Annotated in this window: 24 protein-coding genes; 6 read left to right on the top strand and 18 right to left on the bottom strand. The window is 72.8% G+C overall.

Annotated features, from left to right (window positions below; all coding sequences use genetic code 11):
• Window positions 1-2 precede the first annotated feature (2 nt).
• Complete coding sequence (locus tag DEJ17_RS09225; protein ID WP_110893226.1) at window positions 3-1,118, bottom strand: sugar ABC transporter substrate-binding protein; 1,116 nt, start codon at window positions 1,116-1,118, stop codon at window positions 3-5.
• Between the two features lie 149 nt (window positions 1,119-1,267).
• Window positions 1,268-2,440, bottom strand: coding sequence for an ROK family transcriptional regulator (locus tag DEJ17_RS09230; RefSeq protein ID WP_110893228.1), 1,173 nt, complete (start codon window positions 2,438-2,440; stop codon window positions 1,268-1,270).
• Window positions 2,441-2,733: 293 nt separating this feature from the next.
• Here DEJ17_RS09230 and DEJ17_RS09235 point away from each other — a divergent pair, with 293 nt between their 5' ends.
• The gene (locus tag DEJ17_RS09235; protein WP_110893230.1) at window positions 2,734-3,312 is read left to right on the top strand and encodes a MarR family winged helix-turn-helix transcriptional regulator; all 579 of its coding nucleotides are present in this window, start codon (window positions 2,734-2,736) and stop codon (window positions 3,310-3,312) included.
• A 10-nt stretch (window positions 3,313-3,322) separates the two neighbouring features.
• Window positions 3,323-4,243: an NmrA family NAD(P)-binding protein gene (locus DEJ17_RS09240; protein WP_110893232.1), complete on the top strand. Its 921-nt coding sequence runs from the start codon at window positions 3,323-3,325 to the stop codon at window positions 4,241-4,243.
• Here the strand turns inward: DEJ17_RS09240 and DEJ17_RS09245 are convergent.
• From DEJ17_RS09245 to DEJ17_RS09260, 4 genes are all read right to left on the bottom strand, one after another.
• Window positions 4,212-4,520 carry a hypothetical protein gene (locus DEJ17_RS09245; RefSeq protein ID WP_146239673.1) on the bottom strand — a complete coding sequence of 103 codons (309 nt, stop codon included), beginning with the start codon at window positions 4,518-4,520 and terminating at the stop codon, window positions 4,212-4,214. The genes DEJ17_RS09240 and DEJ17_RS09245 overlap by 32 nt on opposite strands.
• A 5-nt stretch (window positions 4,521-4,525) precedes the next feature.
• On the bottom strand, window positions 4,526-4,771 hold the full coding sequence (locus DEJ17_RS09250) for a hypothetical protein (RefSeq protein ID WP_146238501.1): 246 nt from the start codon (window positions 4,769-4,771) through the stop codon (window positions 4,526-4,528).
• Between the two features lie 74 nt (window positions 4,772-4,845).
• Window positions 4,846-5,118 (bottom strand): hypothetical protein, encoded by a 273-nt coding sequence (locus DEJ17_RS09255; RefSeq protein WP_146239674.1) that lies wholly within the window; start codon window positions 5,116-5,118, stop codon window positions 4,846-4,848.
• Window positions 5,119-5,262: 144 nt separating this feature from the next.
• Complete coding sequence (locus DEJ17_RS09260; RefSeq protein WP_146239675.1) at window positions 5,263-6,324, bottom strand: hypothetical protein; 1,062 nt, start codon at window positions 6,322-6,324, stop codon at window positions 5,263-5,265.
• Between the two features lie 24 nt (window positions 6,325-6,348).
• On the opposite strand from DEJ17_RS09260, the gene DEJ17_RS09265 reads away from it, so the two are divergent.
• Complete coding sequence (locus DEJ17_RS09265; protein WP_110893240.1) at window positions 6,349-6,948, top strand: TetR/AcrR family transcriptional regulator; 600 nt, start codon at window positions 6,349-6,351, stop codon at window positions 6,946-6,948.
• A 12-nt stretch (window positions 6,949-6,960) separates the two neighbouring features.
• Here DEJ17_RS09265 and DEJ17_RS09270 read toward each other — a convergent pair whose 3' ends face one another.
• The 11 genes from DEJ17_RS09270 to DEJ17_RS09320 all read right to left on the bottom strand — a co-directional run bounded on the left by DEJ17_RS09270 (window position 6,961) and on the right by DEJ17_RS09320 (window position 18,102).
• Window positions 6,961-8,097 carry a glycosyltransferase gene (locus DEJ17_RS09270; protein ID WP_110893242.1) on the bottom strand — a complete coding sequence of 379 codons (1,137 nt, stop codon included), beginning with the start codon at window positions 8,095-8,097 and terminating at the stop codon, window positions 6,961-6,963.
• Window positions 8,098-8,120: 23 nt separating this feature from the next.
• On the bottom strand, window positions 8,121-9,488 hold the full coding sequence (locus tag DEJ17_RS09275) for an FtsX-like permease family protein (RefSeq protein ID WP_110893244.1): 1,368 nt from the start codon (window positions 9,486-9,488) through the stop codon (window positions 8,121-8,123).
• 1 nt (window position 9,489) lies between these two features.
• The gene (locus DEJ17_RS09280; protein WP_110893246.1) at window positions 9,490-10,224 is read right to left on the bottom strand and encodes an ABC transporter ATP-binding protein; all 735 of its coding nucleotides are present in this window, start codon (window positions 10,222-10,224) and stop codon (window positions 9,490-9,492) included.
• An 85-nt stretch (window positions 10,225-10,309) separates the two neighbouring features.
• Window positions 10,310-11,014, bottom strand: coding sequence for a hypothetical protein (locus DEJ17_RS09285; RefSeq protein ID WP_146239676.1), 705 nt, complete (start codon window positions 11,012-11,014; stop codon window positions 10,310-10,312).
• Between the two features lie 129 nt (window positions 11,015-11,143).
• On the bottom strand, window positions 11,144-13,927 hold the full coding sequence (locus tag DEJ17_RS09290; protein ID WP_220033627.1) for a LuxR family transcriptional regulator: 2,784 nt from the start codon (window positions 13,925-13,927) through the stop codon (window positions 11,144-11,146).
• Between the two features lie 90 nt (window positions 13,928-14,017).
• Window positions 14,018-14,533 carry a MarR family winged helix-turn-helix transcriptional regulator gene (locus DEJ17_RS09295; protein WP_110893250.1) on the bottom strand — a complete coding sequence of 172 codons (516 nt, stop codon included), beginning with the start codon at window positions 14,531-14,533 and terminating at the stop codon, window positions 14,018-14,020.
• A gap of 94 nt (window positions 14,534-14,627) precedes the next feature.
• Window positions 14,628-14,984, bottom strand: a complete 357-nt coding sequence (locus DEJ17_RS09300; protein ID WP_244993449.1) for a nuclear transport factor 2 family protein — start codon at window positions 14,982-14,984, stop codon at window positions 14,628-14,630.
• A gap of 52 nt (window positions 14,985-15,036) precedes the next feature.
• Window positions 15,037-15,528, bottom strand: coding sequence for a nuclear transport factor 2 family protein (locus DEJ17_RS09305; protein ID WP_110893252.1), 492 nt, complete (start codon window positions 15,526-15,528; stop codon window positions 15,037-15,039).
• On the bottom strand, window positions 15,521-16,480 hold the full coding sequence (locus tag DEJ17_RS09310; RefSeq protein WP_110859342.1) for an alpha/beta hydrolase: 960 nt from the start codon (window positions 16,478-16,480) through the stop codon (window positions 15,521-15,523). Before DEJ17_RS09310 ends, DEJ17_RS09305 begins: the two co-directional genes overlap by 8 nt.
• Window positions 16,481-16,562: 82 nt before the next feature.
• Window positions 16,563-17,510 (bottom strand): SDR family NAD(P)-dependent oxidoreductase, encoded by a 948-nt coding sequence (locus tag DEJ17_RS09315; RefSeq protein WP_110893254.1) that lies wholly within the window; start codon window positions 17,508-17,510, stop codon window positions 16,563-16,565.
• Complete coding sequence (locus tag DEJ17_RS09320) at window positions 17,503-18,102, bottom strand: type 1 glutamine amidotransferase domain-containing protein (protein WP_181421119.1); 600 nt, start codon at window positions 18,100-18,102, stop codon at window positions 17,503-17,505. Before DEJ17_RS09320 ends, DEJ17_RS09315 begins: the two co-directional genes overlap by 8 nt.
• 89 nt (window positions 18,103-18,191) lie before the next feature.
• On the opposite strand from DEJ17_RS09320, the gene DEJ17_RS09325 reads away from it, so the two are divergent.
• A complete protein-coding gene (locus DEJ17_RS09325; protein WP_110893257.1) occupies window positions 18,192-18,575 on the top strand; it encodes a helix-turn-helix transcriptional regulator in 384 nt (127 codons plus the stop codon).
• On the opposite strand, the gene DEJ17_RS09330 is transcribed toward DEJ17_RS09325, so the two are convergent.
• Window positions 18,572-19,483 carry an NAD(P)-binding domain-containing protein gene (locus DEJ17_RS09330; RefSeq protein ID WP_309146740.1) on the bottom strand — a complete coding sequence of 304 codons (912 nt, stop codon included), beginning with the start codon at window positions 19,481-19,483 and terminating at the stop codon, window positions 18,572-18,574. The two genes, DEJ17_RS09325 and DEJ17_RS09330, sit on opposite strands and share 4 nt — an antisense overlap.
• Between DEJ17_RS09330 and DEJ17_RS09335 the strand changes: the two genes are divergently transcribed.
• Window positions 19,372-20,709 carry a sensor histidine kinase gene (locus tag DEJ17_RS09335; RefSeq protein WP_181421120.1) on the top strand — a complete coding sequence of 446 codons (1,338 nt, stop codon included), beginning with the start codon at window positions 19,372-19,374 and terminating at the stop codon, window positions 20,707-20,709. The two genes, DEJ17_RS09330 and DEJ17_RS09335, sit on opposite strands and share 112 nt — an antisense overlap.
• A 4-nt stretch (window positions 20,710-20,713) precedes the next feature.
• Window positions 20,714-21,397, top strand: coding sequence for a response regulator transcription factor (locus DEJ17_RS09340; protein WP_110893263.1), 684 nt, complete (start codon window positions 20,714-20,716; stop codon window positions 21,395-21,397).
• The last annotated feature ends 6 nt before the right edge of the window (window positions 21,398-21,403 follow it).

A 21,403-nucleotide genomic window follows, 5' to 3' on the forward strand; every position in this document is an offset into this window, starting at 1 on the left:
ACCTACTCGATGCCGGCGCTGTCGCAGGCTGCCTTGTACTGCGCGGTGCAGATCTTCGACACCTCGTACAGGCCGTCCTTGACCACCGTCGACTGCACGTTGTCCGTGGTGACGGCGACCGGGTCGAGCAGCGTCGACTGGACACTGGCGCCCCCGGCGGTGTCGACGGTGGTGTCGCCCTTCGGGGTCTCACCCTTCGCGAACTGGATCGCCAGGTCGGCGGCCTTCGACGCCTCGGGCTTGAAGGCCTTGTAGACGGTCATGTACTGCTCACCGGCGAGGATCCGCTGGATGCCCGCGAGCGAGGCGTCCTGCCCGGTGACGGGCGGGAGCTCGGTGACGCCGGCCGACTTCAGGGCCGCGATGACGCCGCCGCCGGTGTCGTCGTTCGCCGCGTAGACACCGGTGATCTTGTCCTTGCCGAGCTTGCTGATCTGGCCGGCTGCCCAGTCCTGCGCCTTGGCGGGGTCCCATCCGGGGGTGTCGTACTCGGCGAGCACCTTGTAGCCGCTGTCGTCGATGACCGAGTGCGCGCCCTTCTTGAACTGCGACGCGTTGTTGTCGGTGGGGGAGCCGTTCACCATGATGATGCCCGAGCCCTCCGGGACCTTCTTCGCCTTGAGGGCGTCGACCAGGGCCTGGCCCTGCAGCTCGCCGACCTTCTCGTTGTCGAACGAGATGTAGTAGCTCAGGTCGGGGCTGTTGATGAGCCGGTCGTAGGAGATGACCGGCACCTTCTTCGCCTTGGCCTGCTGCACGATGGACGCCGCGGCCTCGCCGTCGAACGGGTCGAGGACCAGGACCTTGACGCCCTGCGTGAGCATCGACTGGGCCTGCTGCAGCTGCTTCGACGCGTCGCCGTCGGCGTTCGCGTAGATGACGGAGCAGCCGCTGCACTGCTTCTTCACCTCGGCGGTGAAGAGCGGACGGTCGGCGCTGGCGTAGCGGGCGGTGACGGAGTCGGGCAGGAGCAGGCCGATCTTGGCCTTCGACGCGTCCCCGCCGCCCCCGCCGGAACCGGTCCCGGCGTCCGCGCCGTTGGAACAGCCTGCCAGGGTGGTGATCGCGAGCAGCAGGGCGCTGACGCCCAGGATCGCTCGTGTGGTGGATTTCTTCATTGAAACGTCCTCCAACAGTGGACCGCCCCCATCGGCGGTGCCCTGAGTGTGACAGCGAGCGTTCTTGGCTGCAAGAGTTGAACGCAAGGACCGCGCGCCGTGACGAAAACGTTATCCGGCGGGCGCGGGGCGCCCCGGCTCGCCCGCGCCTAGCGTGCGCGCGTCACGTCCACGGCTTCGATCGCCAGGGCCAGCGCGCCGGTCACCGAGGCCTTCTCGCCGAGCTGCCCCTGCACCACGTCCGGCGTGCCGTCCAGGTCGACGATCAACGACGACTCGAGGGCCTGCCGCATCGGGCCGAGCAGGAGTTCCCCGGCCCGTGCGAACTCGCCGGTGACCACCACCCGCTCCGGGTCGAGGACGTTGCAGAGTCCCACCGCCGCCGAGCCGATCGCCCGCCCGGCGTCGGCCACGGCACGCATGCAGACCTGGTCGCCGCCCATCGCCCGCAGGATCAGGTCCGCCAGCTTGAGGGTGCCGACCTCGTCGCGGACGCCCTCGAGCACCGCGGGCGCGCCGGCGATCGCCTCGAGGCACCCGCGGTTCCCGCACCGGCACAGGGGCCCGTTCGGCAGGACGGGGGTGTGCCCGAACTCACCGGCGATGCCGTGGTGCCCACGGAACAGGTGTCCGCCCAGCACGAGTCCGGCACCGATGCCGTTGCCGACGTCGAGCGTCACCACGGTGTCTCGGCCACGGGCCGCCCCGCTCCGGTGTTCCGCCAGGGCGGCGAGGTTGGCGGAGTTGTCGACCTGCACGGGCTTGTCCATCCGCCGGGCGAGCGACTGGCCGAGCGCGATGCCGTCCCAACCCCGCAGGATCCCACCGCGCGCCGTCATCCCCGTGCGGGCGTCGATCGGGGCGGCCACGGCCAAGCCGACGGCGAGCACCTCGTCCATCGACGACTCGATCGACTCCACCATGTCCAGCACGAGCAGCGCGGTCTTGTCGAGCTCGGCGTCGGCGCGGTGGTCGCGGGCCAGGGGCATGTGCCGCTCGGCGAGGACGGCGCCGTTCAGGTCCGACAGCGCCAGCCGCAGGTGCCGCGGCGAGACGTGCACCCCGGCGACCAGCCCGAGGCCGTGCGGCAGGGTCACGCGGAGCGCCCGACGGCCGCTCGAGGTGCTCGGCGTCGCGTGCAGGGCACCGGTCGCGACGAGTTCCTTGACGATGTTCGACACGGTCGCGGGGGAGAGCCCGGTGACGCCGGCGAGCTCGACCTGCGTCAGCCCGCCGTGCCGCTTCACCGCGCTGACGACCCGACCCCGGTTGGCTTCACGCAGTGAAGCTTGGTTCCCCGGACTACGGCGCGGCTCTGACACGGGGACAGCGTAACGGGCGGGCCCGGAACGCTCGCGGTGACGGCCTGGAGGCACGGTGCCAGCTGGCACCGTGCCTCCCGTCCCGCACGCGCGCGTTCAGAGCGTCAGCGCAGGTTCCGGAACGTCTCCCGGACGTGGCCGACGAGCAGCTCCCGCTGTTCGAGCATCGCGAAGTGCCCGCCTCGCTGGGTGACCGGCATGGGGGCCTCGGCTGCTCGGTGCCACGACGGCTGTCCGTCTTGATTGCAGATGATCTTTGCATCAGACGATCTTGTTCCGGTACGGTCTCCGGTATGAACAGCCCGACGCCGATCGACGCACTCCCCGAGATCGACTGGGGTGCCGAGGGGATCGAATCCGAGCTCGGGTGGGCGCTGCCGCTGGCGTTCCAGGGCTTCACGCGTCTGGGTAGCGAGGCGGTCGCCGACGTCCCCGGCGGTCCCCGCGGGTACCAGGTGCTCGTCGCCATCACCACCGAGGAAGCGTCGTCGCAGCTCGGCCTCGCGCAGCGCCTCGGGATCGACAAGACCCAGATGACCTACATCGTCGACGCGCTCGAGGCGGGCGGGTTCGTCGAGCGTCGCCCGGCCCCGACGGACCGGCGGGTTCGGCAGGTCCATCCCACCGACGCCGGGCGTGCCCTGCTCGCCCGGGCACGTTCGGCCCTGCGCGAGGCGGAGGGCGTGCTCATGCGGCACCTCGACGACGACGAGCGGACGACGATGCGCCGGCTGCTGGCCCGGGTCGCGCTGACGGCCGGCACCACCACGCCCGGGCCGTCCGCTGCCGATCCCACGTTCCACCACCCCCTCGCCGTCCCGGAACGATCCCGGCGGCACACCACGACGACTTCGTCGACCCCCACAGAGTGAGGCCCCGCCCATGACCACCACCATCCTCGTCGCCGGCGTCACCGGCGACCTCGGGCACCGCATCGTCCGCGAGCTCACCGAGCACGACGTGCGGGTGCGGGTCCTCACCCGGCCCGGAAGCGGGGCCGCCGAACAGCGCTTCGGCGACGTCCCCCGTGTCGAGGTCGTCGCCGCCGAGTACGGCGACCACGACGCCCTGACCCGGGCCGTCAGCGGCTCCGACGTCGTGGTCTCCGCCGTGAGCGGGACACGTCCGGTGATCGTCGACGCCCAGCGTGCGCTGCTCGCCGCGACCGTGGCGGCGGGTGTCCGGCGGTTCATCCCGTCCGACTACTCGGCCGACTACCGACGGATCGCACCCGGCACCAACCGCAACTTCGAGCTGCGGCGCGAGTTCGCCGCCGACCTCGACGCGGCCCCGGTGCAGGCGACGTCGATCCTGACCGGCATGTTCACCGACCTGCTGACCGGCGAGGCCCCGATGATCCTGTCCGGCCGCCGGCTCGTGCTGTTCTGGTCGTCGGCGGACCAGGTGCTCGACTTCACCACGAAGGACGACGTCGCCCGGGTCACTGCCCTCGCCGCACTGGACGACGATGCTCCGCGCGTGATCGAGATGGCGGGCGACCAGGTCACCGCACGCGACGTCGCACGCGCCATGAGCGAGCTGACGGGGGAGCGCTTCCGGCTGCAGTGGGCCGGCACCACCGGCACGCTGTCCGCGATGAGCGCCGTCGGCAGGCGCCTGTCGAAGAATCCGGACGAGACGTTCCCGGCATGGCAGGGGATGCAGTACTTCGTGAGCATGTTCAGCGGGCAGGCGCAGCTGCACCACGTCGACAACGACCGCTACGGCGTGCAGTCGTGGACGAGTGTCCGTGACGTGCTCCGCTCGCACCTCAGCGGGCAGGGCCGCCCGGCGACGGACTGACGGGCGCGGTGTGCGGTCGTCGGCGGCTGAGCAGGAACGTGAGCCCGACGACGACGGCCGGCACCAGCGCGAGCGCGGCGAGCCAGACGAGGACGTCCCACTCGGGTGAGAGCGGCACGCCGAGCGCACTCGACGAGGTCCGCCAGACCTGGTCGCCGGGCCCCTCGTGCTCGTCGGCCCCGGTGACCGGGAACAGCAGCGCCGTCACCAGCGCCCAGCCCACCAGCACCACGACGGCGATCATCGTCCACGGCCGCGGAGTGGAAGACGGGGACATCTGCGTCACCGGACCGAGGCACGCGAGCGCTCGGCCCGGGCGCCCCACCAGGTCGCCACCACGGCGACGGCCCCCAGGGCGAGCCCGACGACGCCGGCGAGCAAGCACACGGGCATGATGATGCCGAGCCCGATGTTCGCGCCGCCGCCCTCGGGACCGGAGAACGCGTCGTACAGCAGGGCGCCGACGCCGAGGAACCCCACGGCGAGCATGGCGGTACTGATCCAGTGGAGCGTCCGGGCTGTGGTCATGGTCGTCATTCCCCTCGGTCGTGCGGTTGGGGAATCCTCGCACGCCCGTTCCGCCGCACATTCCCGGAGCGGCATCAGTCGATCGGCACTCGGCCAGACCGGGCCGCCCGGACGATCTGCCAGACGCAGACCGCGAGCACGACGGCGCCGGTGACACCGGCGATCCACGTTCCGGCGACGCCGATCATCGGCGTGGTCGTGCACGAGCTCGTGCCCGCTCCGGGGGCGGCGTCGCGACAGGTGGTCGTCTGGACCAGCAGCAACATCGACACGGTCACGACGACGACCACGGCCACCGTGGCCCACCCCACCACTCGTTCCACCGCGCGCTCCGTCCTGCCTGCCATCGGTGGATCCACGATGCCGCACGTCGGCCCGGACCGGTGTCTCGATCCTGCAACGACCCGACCCAGCCGACCGGCGGAGTGGAGGCCCGGTGCCAGCTGGCACCGGGCCTCCACTCCGTCAGTCGGTCGCGGCGACCGCATCGCTCACGCCACGACGGGAGCGGGCGTCGCCGGGGCGGCGATCGCCGCGACGTCCCGTGGCCGTGCCGCGCCGGTCCGCACCCGGTGTGCCACCGACAGGGCCGCGGCTGCGGCGACGATCCACGCACCCAACGTGAGGAGCGCCCCCGTCGCGCCGGCCCCGTCGAAGTAGCTGAAACCGGTGACGGCGCCGAACGCGGCGCCCGGCGGGAGGGCCTGTCCGACGGTGGCGAGCACGGGCGGCAACAGGTGCGTGCTGATCGTCGCGCCGCTCGTCGCGTTGCCGAGGGTGGTGAAGAGGAGCGTCGAGACGATCACGCCCATCGGTCCGACGATCGAGGTGATCGCCATCGTGGACAGCGAGACGGCGACGGCGAGGAGCGAGAGCACAACGATCACAGCGCCTGTCGATGCAGGGACGGCGCCGTCGACCGGTCCGGCGATGACGGCGACCACCGCGGCCGCCGCGATGCTCCCCACCACCGTGACGACGATCCGGGTGCGGAGGCGCGCGAGGGTGCCGAGGGAGTTCATGACCTGCGCCAGGATGAACGCCGCCAGGGTCGTGCCGAAGACCAGGTAGAACCCCGCGATGCCCTGGGCATCGTTCGTCGCGAGCGGGACGAGGTCCTGTGTGCGGGTGACCGAGGCGCCGGCGCCGGCCGCGACGCCGGAGAGCATCGTGGTTGCGGCGGTCGTCGCGCTCCGTCCCTCGGCGCCCGCCGTGTACAGGGTCCAGCCGTCGGAGCCGTTGCCGGGGACGAGGGCTGCGACGGCGTCACGGGACCGGACGAGGTCGCGTGCGGCGGACGGGGAGTCGGCGGTGCGCACGTCGGCGCGGTCGCCGAGCGCGTCAGCTGCCGCATCGGCCACCTGCGTGCCGACGACGGCGACGGGCAGGTGGTGCGGGGAAGGGGCCTTCTGCAGGCCGATGTACAGGCCGGCGAACGCCCCGGCGACGGTCATCGCGACGAGGACCTGGGCGATGAGGACGGGCAGGATCCGGCGGACCGGAGGGAAACCGGTGGGCTTTGCGACGCGATTAGTAATCGATTCATTACTCATGGCATCGGATGATACCCTCACGGCATGACAACAGCAAGGGGTCCGGCCCCGAAGGGTGCGGAGCGCATGGCCGGAAGCCAGCGGCGCGAAGCCACGCTCACCGCGGCGGCGGCCGTCTTCGCCCGCGAGGGCTACCACGGCGCGACCACGGAGCGCATCGCGCAGGCCGCCGGGATCAGTCAGCCGTACGTCGTCCGGATGTTCGGCTCGAAGGAGAACCTGTTCCTCGCCGTCGTCGACGGGTGCCTCGAAGCCGTGCTCGACGCGTTCCGGGCGGCGCTCGACGACGGGCAGCCGGGCACCGTCGCGTCACGGCTCGGCGCGGCCTACCGAGGGCTCGCGACCGAGGACGGCGTGCACCTCATCGTCATGCAGTCGTACATGCTGGGCGCCGACCCCGTCATCGGACCGGTCGCGCGCGACGGCTTCACCCGGATCCTGCACTTCCTGGTCGAGGAGGCCGGACTGTCGGAGTCCGCGGCGGAGTCGTTCCTGGCGAAGGGCATGCTCATCAACACCCTGCTCGGCATGCGGCTGGGGGAACAAGACGACCCGCTCGCGCAGCGGTTCACGCAGACGGTGTTCGGCCCGGACTCCGCAATGCCCGGGCCGACCGACCGCTGACGAGCGCCGTCGTCAGGCGATGCGCTCGACCCGGTCGACGAGCTCCCTGACGGCGTCCGTCGCGCTCGGGCGCTGCGCGGTCTCCTCGCCCAGTCGCCGTGCCGCGGCGAAGTGACTACGCTCCGCGAGCATCCGGTGCACCGCCGGTCCGACCGCCGACGGGTCGTCGGCCACGACCGCGACACCGGCCTCGGCGGCACGGGCGGCGTTGATGAACTGGTCCGCGCCCTGCGGGAGCAGCACCATCGGCACGCCCACGCTGGCCGCGGCGAGCACCGTGCCGGCACCGGCCGCAGCGACCACCAGGTCCACGCCCTCGAGCAGCTCGCGCATCGGGCGGAACGGCAGGAAGTGCACGTGCTCGGTGTCGTCGAGGCGTTCGCCGATGACGCCGACGGTCGCCACCACGTCGACCTCGTCGGGGTGGAACCCGTCGAGGATCGCCGTCAGCAGCGTCGCGTCGCCGAAGACCGTGCCGAGGGTGACGAGCACCCGCGGTCGCCACTCGCTCACCGGGAACGGTGCGAGCGGCTGTTCGGCGGCGACGTCGGGCCGGCTGTGCGGCTCGGAGCGGAACGGGATCGTGACGGGCGGCTGCGTCCACCCGGGTGCCTGCAGCGACACCGGCGTCGGGTCGAGCAGCGCGATCGGCAGGGTCGGCACCACTCCGCGCTGCGCGTAGCGGGGGAGCACGAGTTCGGCCATCGGTCGGCGGAACTCCTCGGGGACCTCGGGGCCGAAAGCGACGATCGCGTACGGCACGCCGAGCTCCGCGGCGACGAGCGGTCCGACCAGGTCGACGGCGTCCGCGACGACCACGTCGGGTTCCCACCCGTGTGCTGCGCGCAGGGCGTCGTCGACGGTCAGGTCGACGCGTGTGCCGGCGAAGAACTCGGCGACGGCCGCCGGTTCAGGGCGGTTCGCGGGGTCGCTGCCGGGGATGCGCCGGCCCACCTCGGCGAACAGGTCGGGAGGCATGGGTCCGGCCGCCAGGACCGGCACCGTGGGCAGTTCGGTCGCCATGGGCTCGCGCATCCCACCACTGGTGAGCAGGGCGACGTCGTGTCCGGCCGCCTGCGCGGCACGGGCGAGCGGGACGAGGGGCAGGAGGTGTCCGAGTGCGGGCACGCCGGAGAAGAGGATGCGCAAGGGGGGGGCTTCCTGGTTCGGGGTCAGTCGGCGGCGAGGACGAGCGGGATGCTGCGTCGGCGTCCGGTGACGAGGGGGATCGTGCCGGCGGCCACCATGAGCACGAGGCTCACGAGGGCGGCCGGGAGCGCGGCCTGCAGGCCCAGGTGGGGCTGCGTGCCGGGGACGGTGACCGCGAGCGCGACGGCTTGTCCGCAGGCGGTGAGCACGAGGACCACGGCGGCCACGAGGACCGCGGTGCCGACGAGGATGACGGACTCCCAGGCGGCACGGGCGAGCACGGTGGCGCGGGACCCGCCGGCGGCCTCGACCAGCGCGGCCTCCTTCTCGCGGGTGCGTCCGGCCATCAGGACGGTGGCGGCCGCGCCGAAGAGCGACACGAGCAGCGGCCCGCCGAGCATGAGCAGGACGCTCTGCACGTCGAGTCCACCACCCGACGACCCCGTGGTCCGTTGCACGGCGTCACCCAGGGTGTCGAAGCCGGCGAAGAGGCTGCCGGGCAGGGCGATCGTGATGACGAGCGCGCTCACCGTGGCGCTGCTCCGGTCGACGGAGAACGCGGCGGCGTTGCGGGCGAGGAACCACGATGCCGATCGGTGCGCGGGCACCACCGACGTCCAGGCCCGGAGGGCGGCCGGGAACACGACGGGGCCGATCGCGGCGCAGGCGGCCGTCAGGAGCGGCCCGATGAGCAGCACCTGCCCACCGGTCCGGACGCCGGCGTCGACGATCGAGCTGGTCAGCAGCCCGGCGAGCAGCAGCGCCACCGCACCCGCGGCCCACCGGGTCCACGTGGTCCGTGTGCGGACGGACTCGGGCTCCCGCAGGACCTCGATCGGGCGGACGAGGCCGGCTCGGCGCGACGGCCGGAGACTGCTCAGGACGACCACGATCGTCACGGCGAGCACGACCGCGACAGCACTGGTCGGACCGAATCGTTCGTCGAGACCCCGGAGCCCGTCGGACTGCGACAACCCGAAGTGCAGGAACGCCGGCACGAACGGGGCCACGACGAGGCAGCCGATCGTGCTGCCGACCAGCCCCACGACCGCGAGCTGCAGCCGGACGACCACCGTCACCGTGCGGGACGGCACCCCCACCAGCTGCCAGAGCGCGTAACCGCGACGCTGCAGGTCGATCGTCAGGCGGGTGACGCTGCCGAGGACCGCGGTGACGGCGACGATCGTCAGCACGACGACGAGCGACGCGAGCGTGGCGAGGCCCCCGGCTCGGAGCAGGTCCGTCGGTCGGCCGGACCCGATGATCGCGAAACCGGTCTCGAGCATCCCGGCGGCGATGGTGGCGGCCGCTGCGGTGGCCGCGCTGACGACGAGGGCGCCGATCCAGATGCCGGCGTTCTGCCGCAGGTCGCTCAGGACGAGTCGGAGCACGTCAGGCCTCCTGCGCGGCGGCGGTCAGGGCCTCGAGGACCTCGGCGGCGTCCGGGTGCGCCAGCTCGCGGTGCACGGTGCCGTCGCGCAGGACGAGCACACGGTCGGCGCGCGCAGCCGCTTCGAGGTCGTGCGTGACCATCACCACCGACCGGTCACCGTCGGCCATCCGGCGCAGCAGGTCGAGGACCGCGTCACCGGCGGTGGTGTCGAGGGCGCCGGTCGGCTCGTCGGCGAACACGACGTGCGGTTCGGACGCCAGGACGCGTGCGATCGCGACCCGTTGCTGCTGCCCGCCGGACAGCGCGCCCGGTCGGTGGTCCCCGCGGTCGGCGAGTCCGACCGAGTCGAGCGCGGCGTCGACCTGGGCCGCGGAGACCGGTCGGTGGGCGAGGCTGGCGGGCAGCGCGATGTTCTGCCGCGCGGTCAGCGACGGGATGAGGTTGAACGACTGGAACACGAAGCCGACCGTCGAGCGACGGAGCGCCTGCAGTTGCTTCGGTCGGAGGGTCTCGAGGCGTTGCCCGGCGATCGACACCGATCCGCTGTCGTAGGGCTCGAGGGCGGACAGGCAGTACAGCAGCGTCGACTTGCCGGAGCCGCTGGGGCCGACGACGGCGACGAACTCGCCCGGCAGCACGGACAGCGAGACGCCCCGGAGCACCGGGACCCTCGACTGTTCCGGCCCGGGGAACGACTTCGTCAGGTCGTGTGCCTGCAGGAGGGGTTCGGTCATGGTGTCAGTCCATCTCGTTCTCGGCGGCCGGTCACTGGTGCGGACAGGAGGCCCGTGGTGGAGCCAGCTCCACCACGGGCGCGGGTCAGACGTCGGTCGCCGGTGCGGCCGAGCGCAGGATCGCCAGGACCCGCGCGTACCGGCGCTCCTGGTAGATCCCGTGCGCACCGGCGAGCAGGACGGCCGTGACCACCCCGGCGGCCAGGGACCCGGATGGCGCCGACGTGCTCGCGGTCAGCAGGGCCGCCCCGGCACCGGCGACGATGCAGTTCACGACCGCGATCGCGCTCGACAGCGTGAAGAACACCCCACGCCAGGACAGCCGGAGCCCGATGTCGAGCAGCTCGTTCGGCGCCATCCGGTCCTCGGGCACCGGGAAGTACCGCGGGGCGCCCGGCAGGATCGTGCCGTACCAGCGGCGGATCCGCTGCATCGCGGCGAGGGCGACCACATCCTCCAACGAGGTCTGGACGAGCCGCTCGTACGTGAAGACGCCGAGCAGGACGACCACCGGGATCACGACGGCGAGGTAGCCCGTGGCGAAGTCGGTGTCGGCCAGGAACCCGAACGCCACCAGGGCGCTCGACAGCGTCGTCAGGTAGATCGCGGCCCGGGTCGACGACTCCGAGACGGTGATGCCGCGCGCGGTCTGGAGCACGAAGTGCTCGGTGACGAGCGCCGTGAAGAACGCGCTCGGCGCGTCCGGCAGCCGCGCGGCCGCGTGGTCGGCGTCACCGCCGGTGTCGTCGGCCGTACCGCTCGCCGTGTCGTCGGCGGAGCCTTCCGGCATGGGCGCCTCCCGGTGGTCGTCGTGGTCGCGACCCGGTGCCGGGTCGCCGCCACGAGGCTCGCAGCTGGTCCACCGACGGTGCATCCGTTGCGTGACGTAACCCGTGCCTCCAGGCCGTCGACCGGTGCGTCAGTCCGTCGGGCCGGACGCTGCCAGCGCGGCCGCCAGCTCGGTTCGACTCGTCACGCCGAGCTTCGGGAACACCTTGTACAGGTGTGTGCTGACGGTGCGGTGCGACAGGTAGATGCGGTCTGCGATCTCGCGGTTCGTCATGCCGGCGGCGGCGAGCCGCGCGATCTGCAGCTCCTGGGGCGTGAGCTGTTCGCGCGTCGGCGCCGTCGTGCTGCCGGCCCGCTCCGGGGCCTCGCCGGCTGCGCGGAGTTCCGCCGCGGCGCGAGCGGCGAAGCCCGCGGTGCCGGCGGCGTCGAACGCGTGGAGCGCCTCGCGCAGGTGCAGCCGTGCCTCGACCACACGGCGCTCGCGGCGGAGCCACTCGCCGAACAGCAGCTGGGTCCTCGCCAGTTCGACGGGGGCGTCGGCGAGGCGGCCGACCTCGATCGCGCGGGCGTAGAGGGGCTCCGGGTCCGCGCCGTCCGTGTCCGTTCCCGCCGCCTCCGTGCCCTCGGCGAGTAGCGCCCGGCTCCGGACGACGAGTGCGGTCAGGTGCGCGGACCCGGTGGTGCGGGCGACCGCCTCGGCCTCGGCGAGGTTCTCGACGACCGACTCGGGTCGCCCACCCCGGACCGCGGCCTCGGTGCGGTCGGCGATCGCCCACAGCGACCGGGTCGCGTGGACGGTCATGTGCGTGAACTCGATCTGGGCGTCCCGGTGGCGCCGCTGACCGAGGGCGACGAGTCCCGCTGCCCACCGCGCGTCGGCGCTGGCGAGGGCGAGCCGCCCGCCGTGCGCGAACTCCGAGCCCTCGGCCAGCGCAGCCAGCGCGGCCTCCTCTTCGCCGAGCATGGCGTGGCCCCGGGCGAGCGTGGCGTAGGCCATCCCGGCGATGAGCGGGAGCTGGACGTCGCGGGCGATGCGGACGGCGTACTCGGCATCGGCCAGGCCGTCCCGCACCCGCCCGCGCAGCATGAGCACCGTCGCCCGGCCCCGGAGCGCCTGGGTCTCGTCGGCGACGGCGCCGAGCTGGTGGGCGCGCTCGTACGCCAGCTCCCAGCACGTCAGCGCGGTCTCGAGGTCCTGCTGGGACTCGGCGGCGATCGCGAGGGACGCCATCGCGAGCGGCTGCTCGGTGAGCTGCGGCACCAGGTGTGCGAGTTCGGTCCGCAGGTGGTGGGCGGAGCCGAGCGGCGCGAGCACGGCGAGGGCCACCGGCTTCAGCGGGCTCGCCGACCGCACGGCGAGCAGCGCCGCCTCGATGTCCTGCCACTCCGACCGCGGCAGGTTGCGGCCGCGGGCGTTGAGGGCGGCCGCCCAGAGCACCCGCACGAGCCGGTCCGCGTGCTCCGGGCCGGCGAGCACGGGCCGGATCCGGCGGAGTTCGATGCGCGGTCGGCCGGCAGCACCCGTGGTCAGGCTCAGCACCGTCTGCGTGACGGCGGTCTCGGTGACCGTCTCGGGGTCGGCAGCGAGGGAGTCGACCTGCTCCAGGAGCTCGATCGCCTCGGCCGTCATGCCCGCGGCCCGAGCGGTCTCGGCGGCGCGGCCCAGCCGACGTGCCCGGCCGGTGACGCCCTGCGACAGGCTGGCCGCGCGCTCGTAGGCACGGACCGCCTCGGGGCGGGCACCCCGCTGTGCCGCGCGGTCGGCGGCGGCCTCGAGGTCGGCCGCGATGGACTCGTCACGCTCGAACGTCGCCGAGGCCCGGTGCCAGGCGGCGCGCATGCCGTCGGCGACCACCGACGCGAGTGCTCGGTGCGCCGCGGACCGGGCGGCGGCCGAGGCGTTGCCGATCACCGCCGAGCGCAGGAGCGGGTGGCGGAAGCGCAGGGAGACGAGGTCGGTGCGGAGGAGCCCGAGTTCCTCGAGCGGTTCGAGGTCGTCGACGCCGAGGTCCATCGTCCGGGCCGCCGCCATGACGTCCTGCAGGTCTGCGTCGTCGGCCGCCGCGGCGAGCAGCAGGAACGAGCGGCTGCCGGACGGGACGGCGGCGACCTGCTCGAGGAACGCCTGCTCGAGCCGCCGCGTGGTGGGGAGCCTGGACGAGATGGTGGCCGGGCCGCCCGTGGTCCAGGTGACCGGGAGCTCGTGGAGGGCGAGGGGGTTGCCGCCGGCCTCGGCCAGTACCCGTCGGCGGACCGAGGCGGACAGCCTGCCGGCGTGTGCGTCGAGCAGGGCCTCGGCGGCGTCGTCGGGGAGCGGCCCGAGCTCGAACCGCGTGAAGCTGCACGGGGGGACGGCGTTCGGGGCGTGTCCGGTCCGGGCCGCCGCGATGACGACGACCGGGGCGTTCGAGAGCCTGCGCCCCACGAAGTCGAGCACCTCGGTGGTGGACCGGTCGAGCCACTGCAGGTCCTCGGCGCGGACGAACACCGGCCGGTGCGACGCGGCCTCCTCGAGCAGCCCGAGCGTCGCGGTGCTCACCAGGAGACGGTCCGGACTCGGGCCGTCCTCGACCGCGAGGGCCGTGAGCAGTGCGGTCCGCTGCCTGGGTGGCAGGGCGGACGCGAAGGGCAGCAGCGGGTGGAGCAGCTCGTGCAGGCCGTCGAAGCCCACCCTGTTCGCGCCCTGGATGCCGGTGCAGGTCAGCACGCGGAAGCCCGCTCGACGCGCGTGCCGTTCGACGGCGGCGAGCAGGGTCGTCTTGCCGATGCCCGCCTCGCCCTCGACGAGGACCGCGGCGCCGCGCTCGGCTGTTCCGTCCGCCGCCGCCGCCGCCGCATCGTCGAGCATGCGCGTGAGGGCTGCGAGTTCCTCTGCGCGGCCGAACAGTGCACGGTCGTGGACCGGCGGTGACACAGCTCGTTCGGCGTCCACACGCTGCCCTTCGCTCGTTTAGGTGATCTTTCACCTAAATTACGACGCAATGGCACGCAAGGGCAAGCGCAGCTAGGGGTGGTCGGCCGGTCGGGGCAGGGTGCCGTGCTCGAGCACCGACTCGTACACGCGCTCGAGCACGTCGGCGAAGCCCGCCAGCTCGTCCTCGCGCAGGTCGCTGAAGAACATGTCCTTGACGAGTTCGGTGTGGCTCGGCGTCGCTTCGCGGAGCGTCCGCCAACCCGCGTCGCTCAGGGCGACGGCCGTGGTGCGGCGGTCGTGCTCGGCCCGACGGAGCTCGAGGAACCCGCGTTCGGCCATGCGTTTGGCATGGTGGGAGGCACGGCTGCGCTCCCACCCGATGCGGGTCGCCAGGGCCGACATCGTCATCTCGCCGCCCGGCTCGCTCGTGAGCGCGACGAGGACGTCGTAGTCGGCGAGCGAGATGTCGCTGTCCGCCCGCAGTTGCCGGTTCATCTCGTACCGCAGTCGCAGCTGGAGCTTCATGTACGCGTACCAGGTGCGCACCTGCTCGGCGCTCATGGAGGCGTACGGCGACTCCGGGGGCACCTCGTGCTGCATCGACATCGCCCGTGTCCTCCTGCCGCGCGCCCGCCGTCCAGACGCCCGACCATCATCGCAGGGTGTGACGCTGCGCCGGGTCGGGCGTCTGCAGGTGGGTTCAGCTGGTCAGCAGCGTGTAGACCTTCGCGATGCGGTCACCTTCGACGAAGCAGATGTCCATCCCGGACACGACGGGCGGCGCTCCCTCCGGTCCGAAGTGCCAGGCGAGGTACCCCATCCCGTGGTTCTCGTAGACCGGGCCGGCCGGCGAGAACACGAACCCGGGGGCCTCGTCGAGCAGGCGCTGCGCCTTGGTGTGCAGGGCGTCGTGGCCGGTGACGACCTCGTCGGGGTCCAGGAACTCGACGTCCGGGGCGTACGTCCGCTCGATGGCGGCGCGGCGGCGGTCCGGGTCGCGTTCCCCGAACACCTCGAACAGGTTGGCGTGCATGAGCGATTCGAGCGGTTGCGACATGGTGTCTCCGTCGGTGGTGGCTGGTGTCGGGGTGCGGTGGTGGTGGTCTTCGTCACGTGTGCGACGGGGACCGGTCGGTCCAGTCGAAGACGAGGTCCCGGTGCGCGATCGCCCACGCGCCCTCGGCCCGGACGAACCGGTCGAGGTAGCGGATGGACATCGTCAGGAGCACCCGCTCGCCGCCGTCGTGCAGCACGTGGAACGCGACGCAGTACGTCTCGCCCTCGGCGGTGTCGGGCCCGGTGAACCGGATCGTGGACTGGCCGTTGAGGTACGTCGTCACCTCGTACTGCGCGATCAGTCCGGCGAAGGTCTCGGCCAGGTGCTCCCGGCCGTGGATCGTGTCGACCGGCTCGTGCGAGGAGGGGTCGCCGTCGTACAGCACGACGACCCCGTCCTCGGCGAACACGGACGCCTCGAGCACCGCGTCGCGACGGTCGGCCCCGCGGGCGTAGGTCGCCAGCAGGGTCCGGATTTCCTCGCGCGCGACGAGCGTCGCGAGCGTCTCCGGGGTGCCCGCGCGGGCACGCTCCTGCTCAGGCAAGGGCTGCGCGGAGCGACGCGGTGGCGAGCATCAGGGCGTGCTTCGCGGCCTCGGTGTCGTGCAGCGCGTTCACCATCACGAAGTCGTGGACGATGCCGCCGAACCGGGCGTTCGTCGCCTTGACGCCGGCTTCGCGCAGGCGTGCCGCGAAGGCCTCGCCCTCGTCGCGGAGCACGTCGGCCTCGCCGGTGATGACGAGGGTCTCGGGCAGGGTCGCGAGCACCTCGAGTGGTGCACGGAGCGGCGACACCGTCGGCAGGGCACGCACTGCCTCGTCGGTCGTGTACTGGTCCCAGTACCACTGCATGCCGGCGCGGGTGAGGAAGTAGCCCTCGGCGAACTCCTCGTACGAGCCGGTGTCGAACGCGGCGTTCGTCACCGGGTAGAAGGCGACGAGCTTCACGAACTCCACGTCCCCGCGCTCGGCGGCGAGGAGTGCCAGGGCGATCGCCATGTTGCCGCCGACCGAGTCACCCGAGACCGCGAAGCGCGAGGCGTCGAGCCCCTTGTCGCCGCCCTCCTTGACGACCCACTGGGCCGCGGCGTACGACTGCTCGAGTGCGACCGGGTGGCCGACCTCGGGCGAGCGGTCGTACTCCGGGAACACGACGGCGGCGTTCGACCCGATGGCGAGGTCGCGCACCAGGCGGTCGTGGGTGTGGGCGTCGCCGAAGACCCAGCCGGCACCGTGCACGTAGAGGATCACGGGCAGGTTCGCGGTGGTGCCGGCCGGCTTGACCAGGCGGATCTTCACGGTGCCGGTGGGACCGCCCTCGATCTCCAGCCACTCCTCGTCGACCTCGGGCTTGAAGATGGGGGAGTCCTGCACGGAGTCGACCGCCTTGCGCCCCTCGGCGGGCGGCAGGTCGTTCAGGAACGGCGGGTTCGACGTCGCGTCGACGAACTCCTGGGCGGCGGGCTCCAGGGCGATGTGCTTCGGGTTTCCGGTCATGGTGGGCTCCTCGTTGGTCGCTGGTGACGGATGGTGCGTGGCGTGCTCCACGCTGACAGGAGGCCTGTCTCGGCAGCATCCGTCAGGTGACGTATCCGGCACCCAGCCTCCAGAGCCGCTCCGCGTCGCCGTGGTCCAGCGCGTACCGCGCCACCCCGCGGTCGTGGCCGGTGCCGTCGTCGAGCACCGGTGACTCCTGGTTGTCCTCGAAGTACCGCCCGGTCACGCCGGCGACCAGCGGGGAGGCGACCAGTAGTGCCGACGTCGCCGCGCCCTGCGCCGGGGTCTTGAAGAACGGCTGTTCGATCCGGTTGCCGTCGTCGTCGAGCGCGCCCATCGCCCGGAGTGTCGCGTCGTCGAGGTGGCGCTGGAGCCGGGTCGTGATCCAGCCGGGCATCACGGCGTTCGCGGTGACGCCGTGCTCCGCCCACCGGTCGGCGACGCCCACGGCGAGGAGCACGTCGGCCGTCTTCGACTGCGCGTAGGCGGCCCACCGGTCGTACGGACGCACGGCGAAGTGCGGGTCCTCGAAGTGGAACGGGGAGCGCAGGTGCGCGGTGGAGCTCACCGTCACCACCCGGGCGGCACCGGCGGCGAACAGGTGCTCCTGCAGGCCGAGCAGCAGGGCGAAGTGGCCGAGGTGGTTCGTCGCGAGCTGCATCTCCCAGCCCGATGCGGCGAGCTGCTTCTCGGGCAGAGCCATCACGCCGGCGTTGGCGACCACCCCGTCGACCGTGCCCTGCCACGCGTCGGTGAAGCGGCCCACGGAACCGAGGTCGCTGAGGTCGAGCGCTCGCGGCACGACCCGGCCACGGGCCTCCAGGTCGGCGAACGCCGCGTCGGCGCGGGCCGTGTCGCGCACCCCGACGACGACCTCGGCTCCGGCGCCGGCGAGGGCGCGGACGGTCTCCGCACCGATGCCGGAGGCGCCTCCGGTCACCAGGTACCGGCGGCCGTGCAGGTCCACGCCGGCGAGGACGTCGGCCGCGGTGGCGGATGCGGAGAAGGGGGTGCGGACGGGGTCAGACATCGTCGCGCTCCGTTCGTGCCGCGGCGAGCCGCTCGAGGATCCGGGCCAGCTGCTGCGGCATGTCCCCGGGCTTCCGGGCGGTGATGAACTGGCCGTCCTCGACCACGGGCTCGTCGATCCAGGTGCCGCCGACCGCACGGAGCTCGTGCGCGACCTCGTGCCAGGACGTCAGGCTGCGTCCCTCGACCAGCCCGGCGGAGGCCAGGACCTGGGGTCCGTGGCACACGGAGCCGATGAGTCTGCCCGTGGCGGCGAAGTCCCGGACGAACGCCAGGGCCTCGGGGATGGTCCGGATCTCGGCCGGGGCCAGTCCGCCGGGGATGAAGACCGCGTCGTAGTGCTCGGCGGTGGCGTCCGCGACGCGCTGCAGCCCGGTCCGCAGGGACAGGCCGACGTACCCGGTGAGGGTCCCGCCGTCGGGCGTCAGGACGTCGACGTCGTAGCCGGCCTCGACGAAGCGGTAGTAGGGGTAGAAGAACTCGACGTCCTCGACGCGGTCCGCGGTGAGGATCGCGATCCGGCCGACCGGGGGCCGATCGGCGCGGATCGCGGCGCGGTTGTCGGTGACGTGGGGGTCGGTGGTGGTGGGCACGATGGTCACTCCTTCGGCGTCGAGGCCGTTGCCTCGGCATCGTTTGACAAGCATCAAACCATTGGGATCATCCCTGATAGGTTTGATGCATGTCAAACGACGAGTCGAAGGCCGGGCACGACCCCTTCCCCCTGCCCGCCGTCGAGGACCTCGAACTGGTGCGGGTGCTCCGGGCGGCCGGTGACCCCGCGCGACTGGTGATCATCGAGCGGCTGTCGGACGGCGACTACCACCCGTGCAACCTCACCGACTACCGGCTCGACATCCACAAGACGACGCTCTCGCACCACTTCAAGGTGCTGCGCGAGTCCGGGCTGACCCGGACGCGTGTGACGGGGCGCGAGCATGCTGTGCAGCTGCGCCGGGACGCGCTCGACGCACGCTGGCCCGGGCTGCTCGACACGCTCGTCGCGGCTGCGGTGCGGGACGACCCCGAGGCGCAGGTGGCACCCGGGGTGTCGCCCGCTGGCTAGCTGCGAGCCGCTGCCGCCAGTGCGGCGGTCATGCCTGCCCTGTCGTGCCGGACCCCGTACGCCGGCTGGTCGCGTTCGTACCGCCAGCCCTCGCTCAGCGACCCCGCGTCGACCACGTCGAACCCGAACCGGTCGAGCAGCTCGGTGACGACGGCCTTCGCGTCAGCGTCGTCCCCGGCGACGGTCAGGGCTCGGCGCCCCGGCGTGCCCGCGGGGGCCCCGTCCGTGGTGACGTCGGCGGCACCGAGGTTGTTGAACGCCTTGACGACCCGGGCGTCCGGCAGCGACCGCTGGAGCAGCTCGGAGGTGGTCGGCACCGCGCCCTGCTCGAGCTCGTCCACGGGTCCGAAGAACTCCGGGTAGTAGTTGCCGGTGTCGACGACGACCTTGCCCGCGAACGCCTCGGCCGGCAGGTCCCGGTAACCGTTGATCGGGATCGAGACGACGACGACGTCGCCGGCCCGGGCGGCGTCGGCGACGGTGGCTGCTCCGGCACCGGGGGAGAGCTCGTCGATCAGCGACTCGAGCGTCTCGGGCCCGCGGGAGTTCGCGAGGACGACGTCGAGCCCGACGGCGATCGCGCGGCGGGCGATCTGCGTGCCGACGTTGCCGGCGCCGATGATGCCGAGGGTCTCGATGGGGGTGGTGGTCATGTGCTTCCTGTTCCTCGATCGGGATGGGTTCCGAGCAACGGTCGCTCGTCGACGCCGACGGCGGCATCCGTCACTCGACGTATCCGCGACGGGTCTCGGCACGGCCGGTGGTGCCGAGCCGCGCGGGCCCCTACCGTGGGCTCGTGCCGAGCGCGACCCGCCCCGACCAGCCGCACTGGCGCATCGCGCCGTGGAGGTTCCTCCTCTCGCCGACCCCGTGGCGGTCGGTGCTGTTCGTCGCCCTGACGGCCGCACTCGGGCTCGTCCTGGCGGCGCCGGTGGTGGCCACCTGGTTCGTCGCACCCTTCTGGGCCCTGTTGATCGCCCGCTTCGAGCGGTGGCACCCGGTCGTGCTCGGCGAGCCGCGCATCGCCGACCCCCGCGCTGTCCGCCGGAACCGCCCGGGCAGGTTCCGCGACAGGCTCCGCGACCCGGTGGTCTGGCGCGAACTCGGGCACCTGGTCGTGTTCGCCGCCTTCGCCGCCGCCGGGTTCGCGCTCCTGGTGCTGACGCTCGTCGCCCTCGTGCTCGCCGTACGCGCGTCGATCGGCGGCGCACCCCGGCCCGACGACGTCATCGGGAACGCGGTCGCCGGGCTGCACCTCGCCGCACCGGTCGTGCTGGCCGGGTCGATGGCGGTGCTCGTCGTCGCGCTTTACGGGTTCGCCGCCCTGGCGCTCGCCGAGGTGTCGATCGCCCGCACGCTGCTCTCCGGCCGGGCGGAGTTGCTCGAGCAGCGCGTCGAGGAGCTCACGTACTCCCGGCAGGCGTTGCTCGACGGGTTCGACGCCGAACGCCGGCGCATCGAACGCGACCTGCACGACGGCGCCCAGCAGCAGCTCACGGTGCTCGCGATGAACGTCGGCCTGCTCGTCGTCGAACTCGACGCGGCCGTCGCCGCGGCCGCGGAGCGGGACCGACCCGACCTCGACGCACTGCGCACCACGGCCGACCGGATCACCGACAACGTCGACGACGCCGTCCGGGCACTGCGGGACAGCGTGCGCGGCATCCATCCCCGGGTGCTCGTCGACCACGGGTTCGGTGCCGCGGTCGACGAACTGGCCGCGCGCTCACCCCTGCCCGTCCGCGTCGACGTCCGCCTGCCGGAGCGGCTGCCGGCGCGGACCGAGACGGCGGCGTACTTCGTCGTGAGCGAAGCGCTCACGAACGCCGTCCGGCACGGTGCCGCCCGCGCCGTGTCGGTGACCGCCGGGGCAGCGGACGGATGGTTCCGACTCGAGGTGGTGGACGACGGGACGGGCGGTGCGGTGCCCACGCCCGGCGGTGGGCTCGACGGTCTGCGTGAACGTGCGGCGGTGCTCGGCGGGACGCTCGTCGTCGACAGCCCGGCGGGCGGCCCGACGGCGCTCCGGTTCACGGTGCCGCTGCGCGACGAGGCGGTGCCGCTGCGCGACGCGGCCGTGCCCCTGCGCGATGCGGCCGTGCCCCTGCGCGAGCGTGACCGCACCGACCCGTGATCCAATGACGCTCGTGAAGATCTTCGTGGCCGAGGACTCCGTCCTCCTGCGTGCCGGCCTGGTCAGCCTGCTCGAACGCTTCGGGCACGCCGTCGTCGGGACCGCCGAGGACGCCGTCGGCCTGGTGTCCGGTGTGACCGCCCTCGTCGCGGCCGGGGAGGCCCCGGACCTCGTGCTCACCGACGTCCGCATGCCCCCGGACGGCACTGACGACGGCCTGCGCGCCGCGATCGCCCTGCGTCGGGAGCACGTCGGGCTGCCCGTGGTGGTGCTGTCCCAGTACGTGGCGGACGCTTCCGTGCAGGACCTGCTCGACGACGGACACGGCGGTGTCGGCTACCTGCTGAAGGACCGTGTCGGCAAGGTGCCGGCGTTCCTCCGGTCGCTCGAGACCGTGGCGGACGGCGGCGTCGTGGTCGACCCCGAGGTGGTCCGGCACCTCACCGGGAGCCGCGCGGCACCCGGCCCGCTGTCCCGCCTGACCGACCGCGAACGGACCGTGCTGACCCACATGGCCGAGGGCGCCTCCAACGCCGACATCGCCGCGGTGCTCCACCTGTCGGACGCCGGCGTCGCGAAGCACGTCGGCAACGTGTTCACGAAGCTCGACCTGACACCGGACGACGCCAACCGGCGTGTCCGTGCGGTGCTCACCTACCTGCGCGAACAGCGCTCCGAACAGCGCTGAGGAGCC

This window comes from Curtobacterium sp. MCSS17_011, from assembly GCF_003224275.1.
Taxonomy (GTDB): domain Bacteria; phylum Actinomycetota; class Actinomycetes; order Actinomycetales; family Microbacteriaceae; genus Curtobacterium.

Excerpts from the sequence above, each read along its gene's own strand:
- DEJ17_RS09300 (WP_244993449.1), bottom strand. The coding sequence starts at position 14,984 with ATGTCGCAACCGCTCGAATCGCTCATGCACGCCAACCTGTTCGAGGTG.
- DEJ17_RS09225 (WP_110893226.1), bottom strand. The coding sequence starts at position 1,118 with ATGAAGAAATCCACCACACGAGCGATCCTGGGCGTCAGCGCCCTGCTG.
- DEJ17_RS09325 (WP_110893257.1), top strand. The coding sequence starts at position 18,192 with ATGTCAAACGACGAGTCGAAGGCCGGGCACGACCCCTTCCCCCTGCCC.
- DEJ17_RS09295 (WP_110893250.1), bottom strand. The coding sequence starts at position 14,533 with ATGTCGATGCAGCACGAGGTGCCCCCGGAGTCGCCGTACGCCTCCATG.
- DEJ17_RS09310 (WP_110859342.1), bottom strand. The coding sequence starts at position 16,480 with ATGACCGGAAACCCGAAGCACATCGCCCTGGAGCCCGCCGCCCAGGAG.
- DEJ17_RS09245 (WP_146239673.1), bottom strand. The coding sequence starts at position 4,520 with ATGTCCCCGTCTTCCACTCCGCGGCCGTGGACGATGATCGCCGTCGTG.
- DEJ17_RS09250 (WP_146238501.1), bottom strand. The coding sequence starts at position 4,771 with ATGACCACAGCCCGGACGCTCCACTGGATCAGTACCGCCATGCTCGCC.
- DEJ17_RS09265 (WP_110893240.1), top strand. The coding sequence starts at position 6,349 with ATGACAACAGCAAGGGGTCCGGCCCCGAAGGGTGCGGAGCGCATGGCC.
- DEJ17_RS09285 (WP_146239676.1), bottom strand. The coding sequence starts at position 11,014 with ATGCCGGAAGGCTCCGCCGACGACACGGCGAGCGGTACGGCCGACGAC.
- DEJ17_RS09280 (WP_110893246.1), bottom strand. The coding sequence starts at position 10,224 with ATGACCGAACCCCTCCTGCAGGCACACGACCTGACGAAGTCGTTCCCC.
- DEJ17_RS09255 (WP_146239674.1), bottom strand. The coding sequence starts at position 5,118 with ATGGCAGGCAGGACGGAGCGCGCGGTGGAACGAGTGGTGGGGTGGGCC.
- DEJ17_RS09235 (WP_110893230.1), top strand. The coding sequence starts at position 2,734 with ATGAACAGCCCGACGCCGATCGACGCACTCCCCGAGATCGACTGGGGT.
- DEJ17_RS09260 (WP_146239675.1), bottom strand. The coding sequence starts at position 6,324 with ATGAGTAATGAATCGATTACTAATCGCGTCGCAAAGCCCACCGGTTTC.
- DEJ17_RS09315 (WP_110893254.1), bottom strand. The coding sequence starts at position 17,510 with ATGTCTGACCCCGTCCGCACCCCCTTCTCCGCATCCGCCACCGCGGCC.
- DEJ17_RS09340 (WP_110893263.1), top strand. The coding sequence starts at position 20,714 with ATGACGCTCGTGAAGATCTTCGTGGCCGAGGACTCCGTCCTCCTGCGT.
- DEJ17_RS09240 (WP_110893232.1), top strand. The coding sequence starts at position 3,323 with ATGACCACCACCATCCTCGTCGCCGGCGTCACCGGCGACCTCGGGCAC.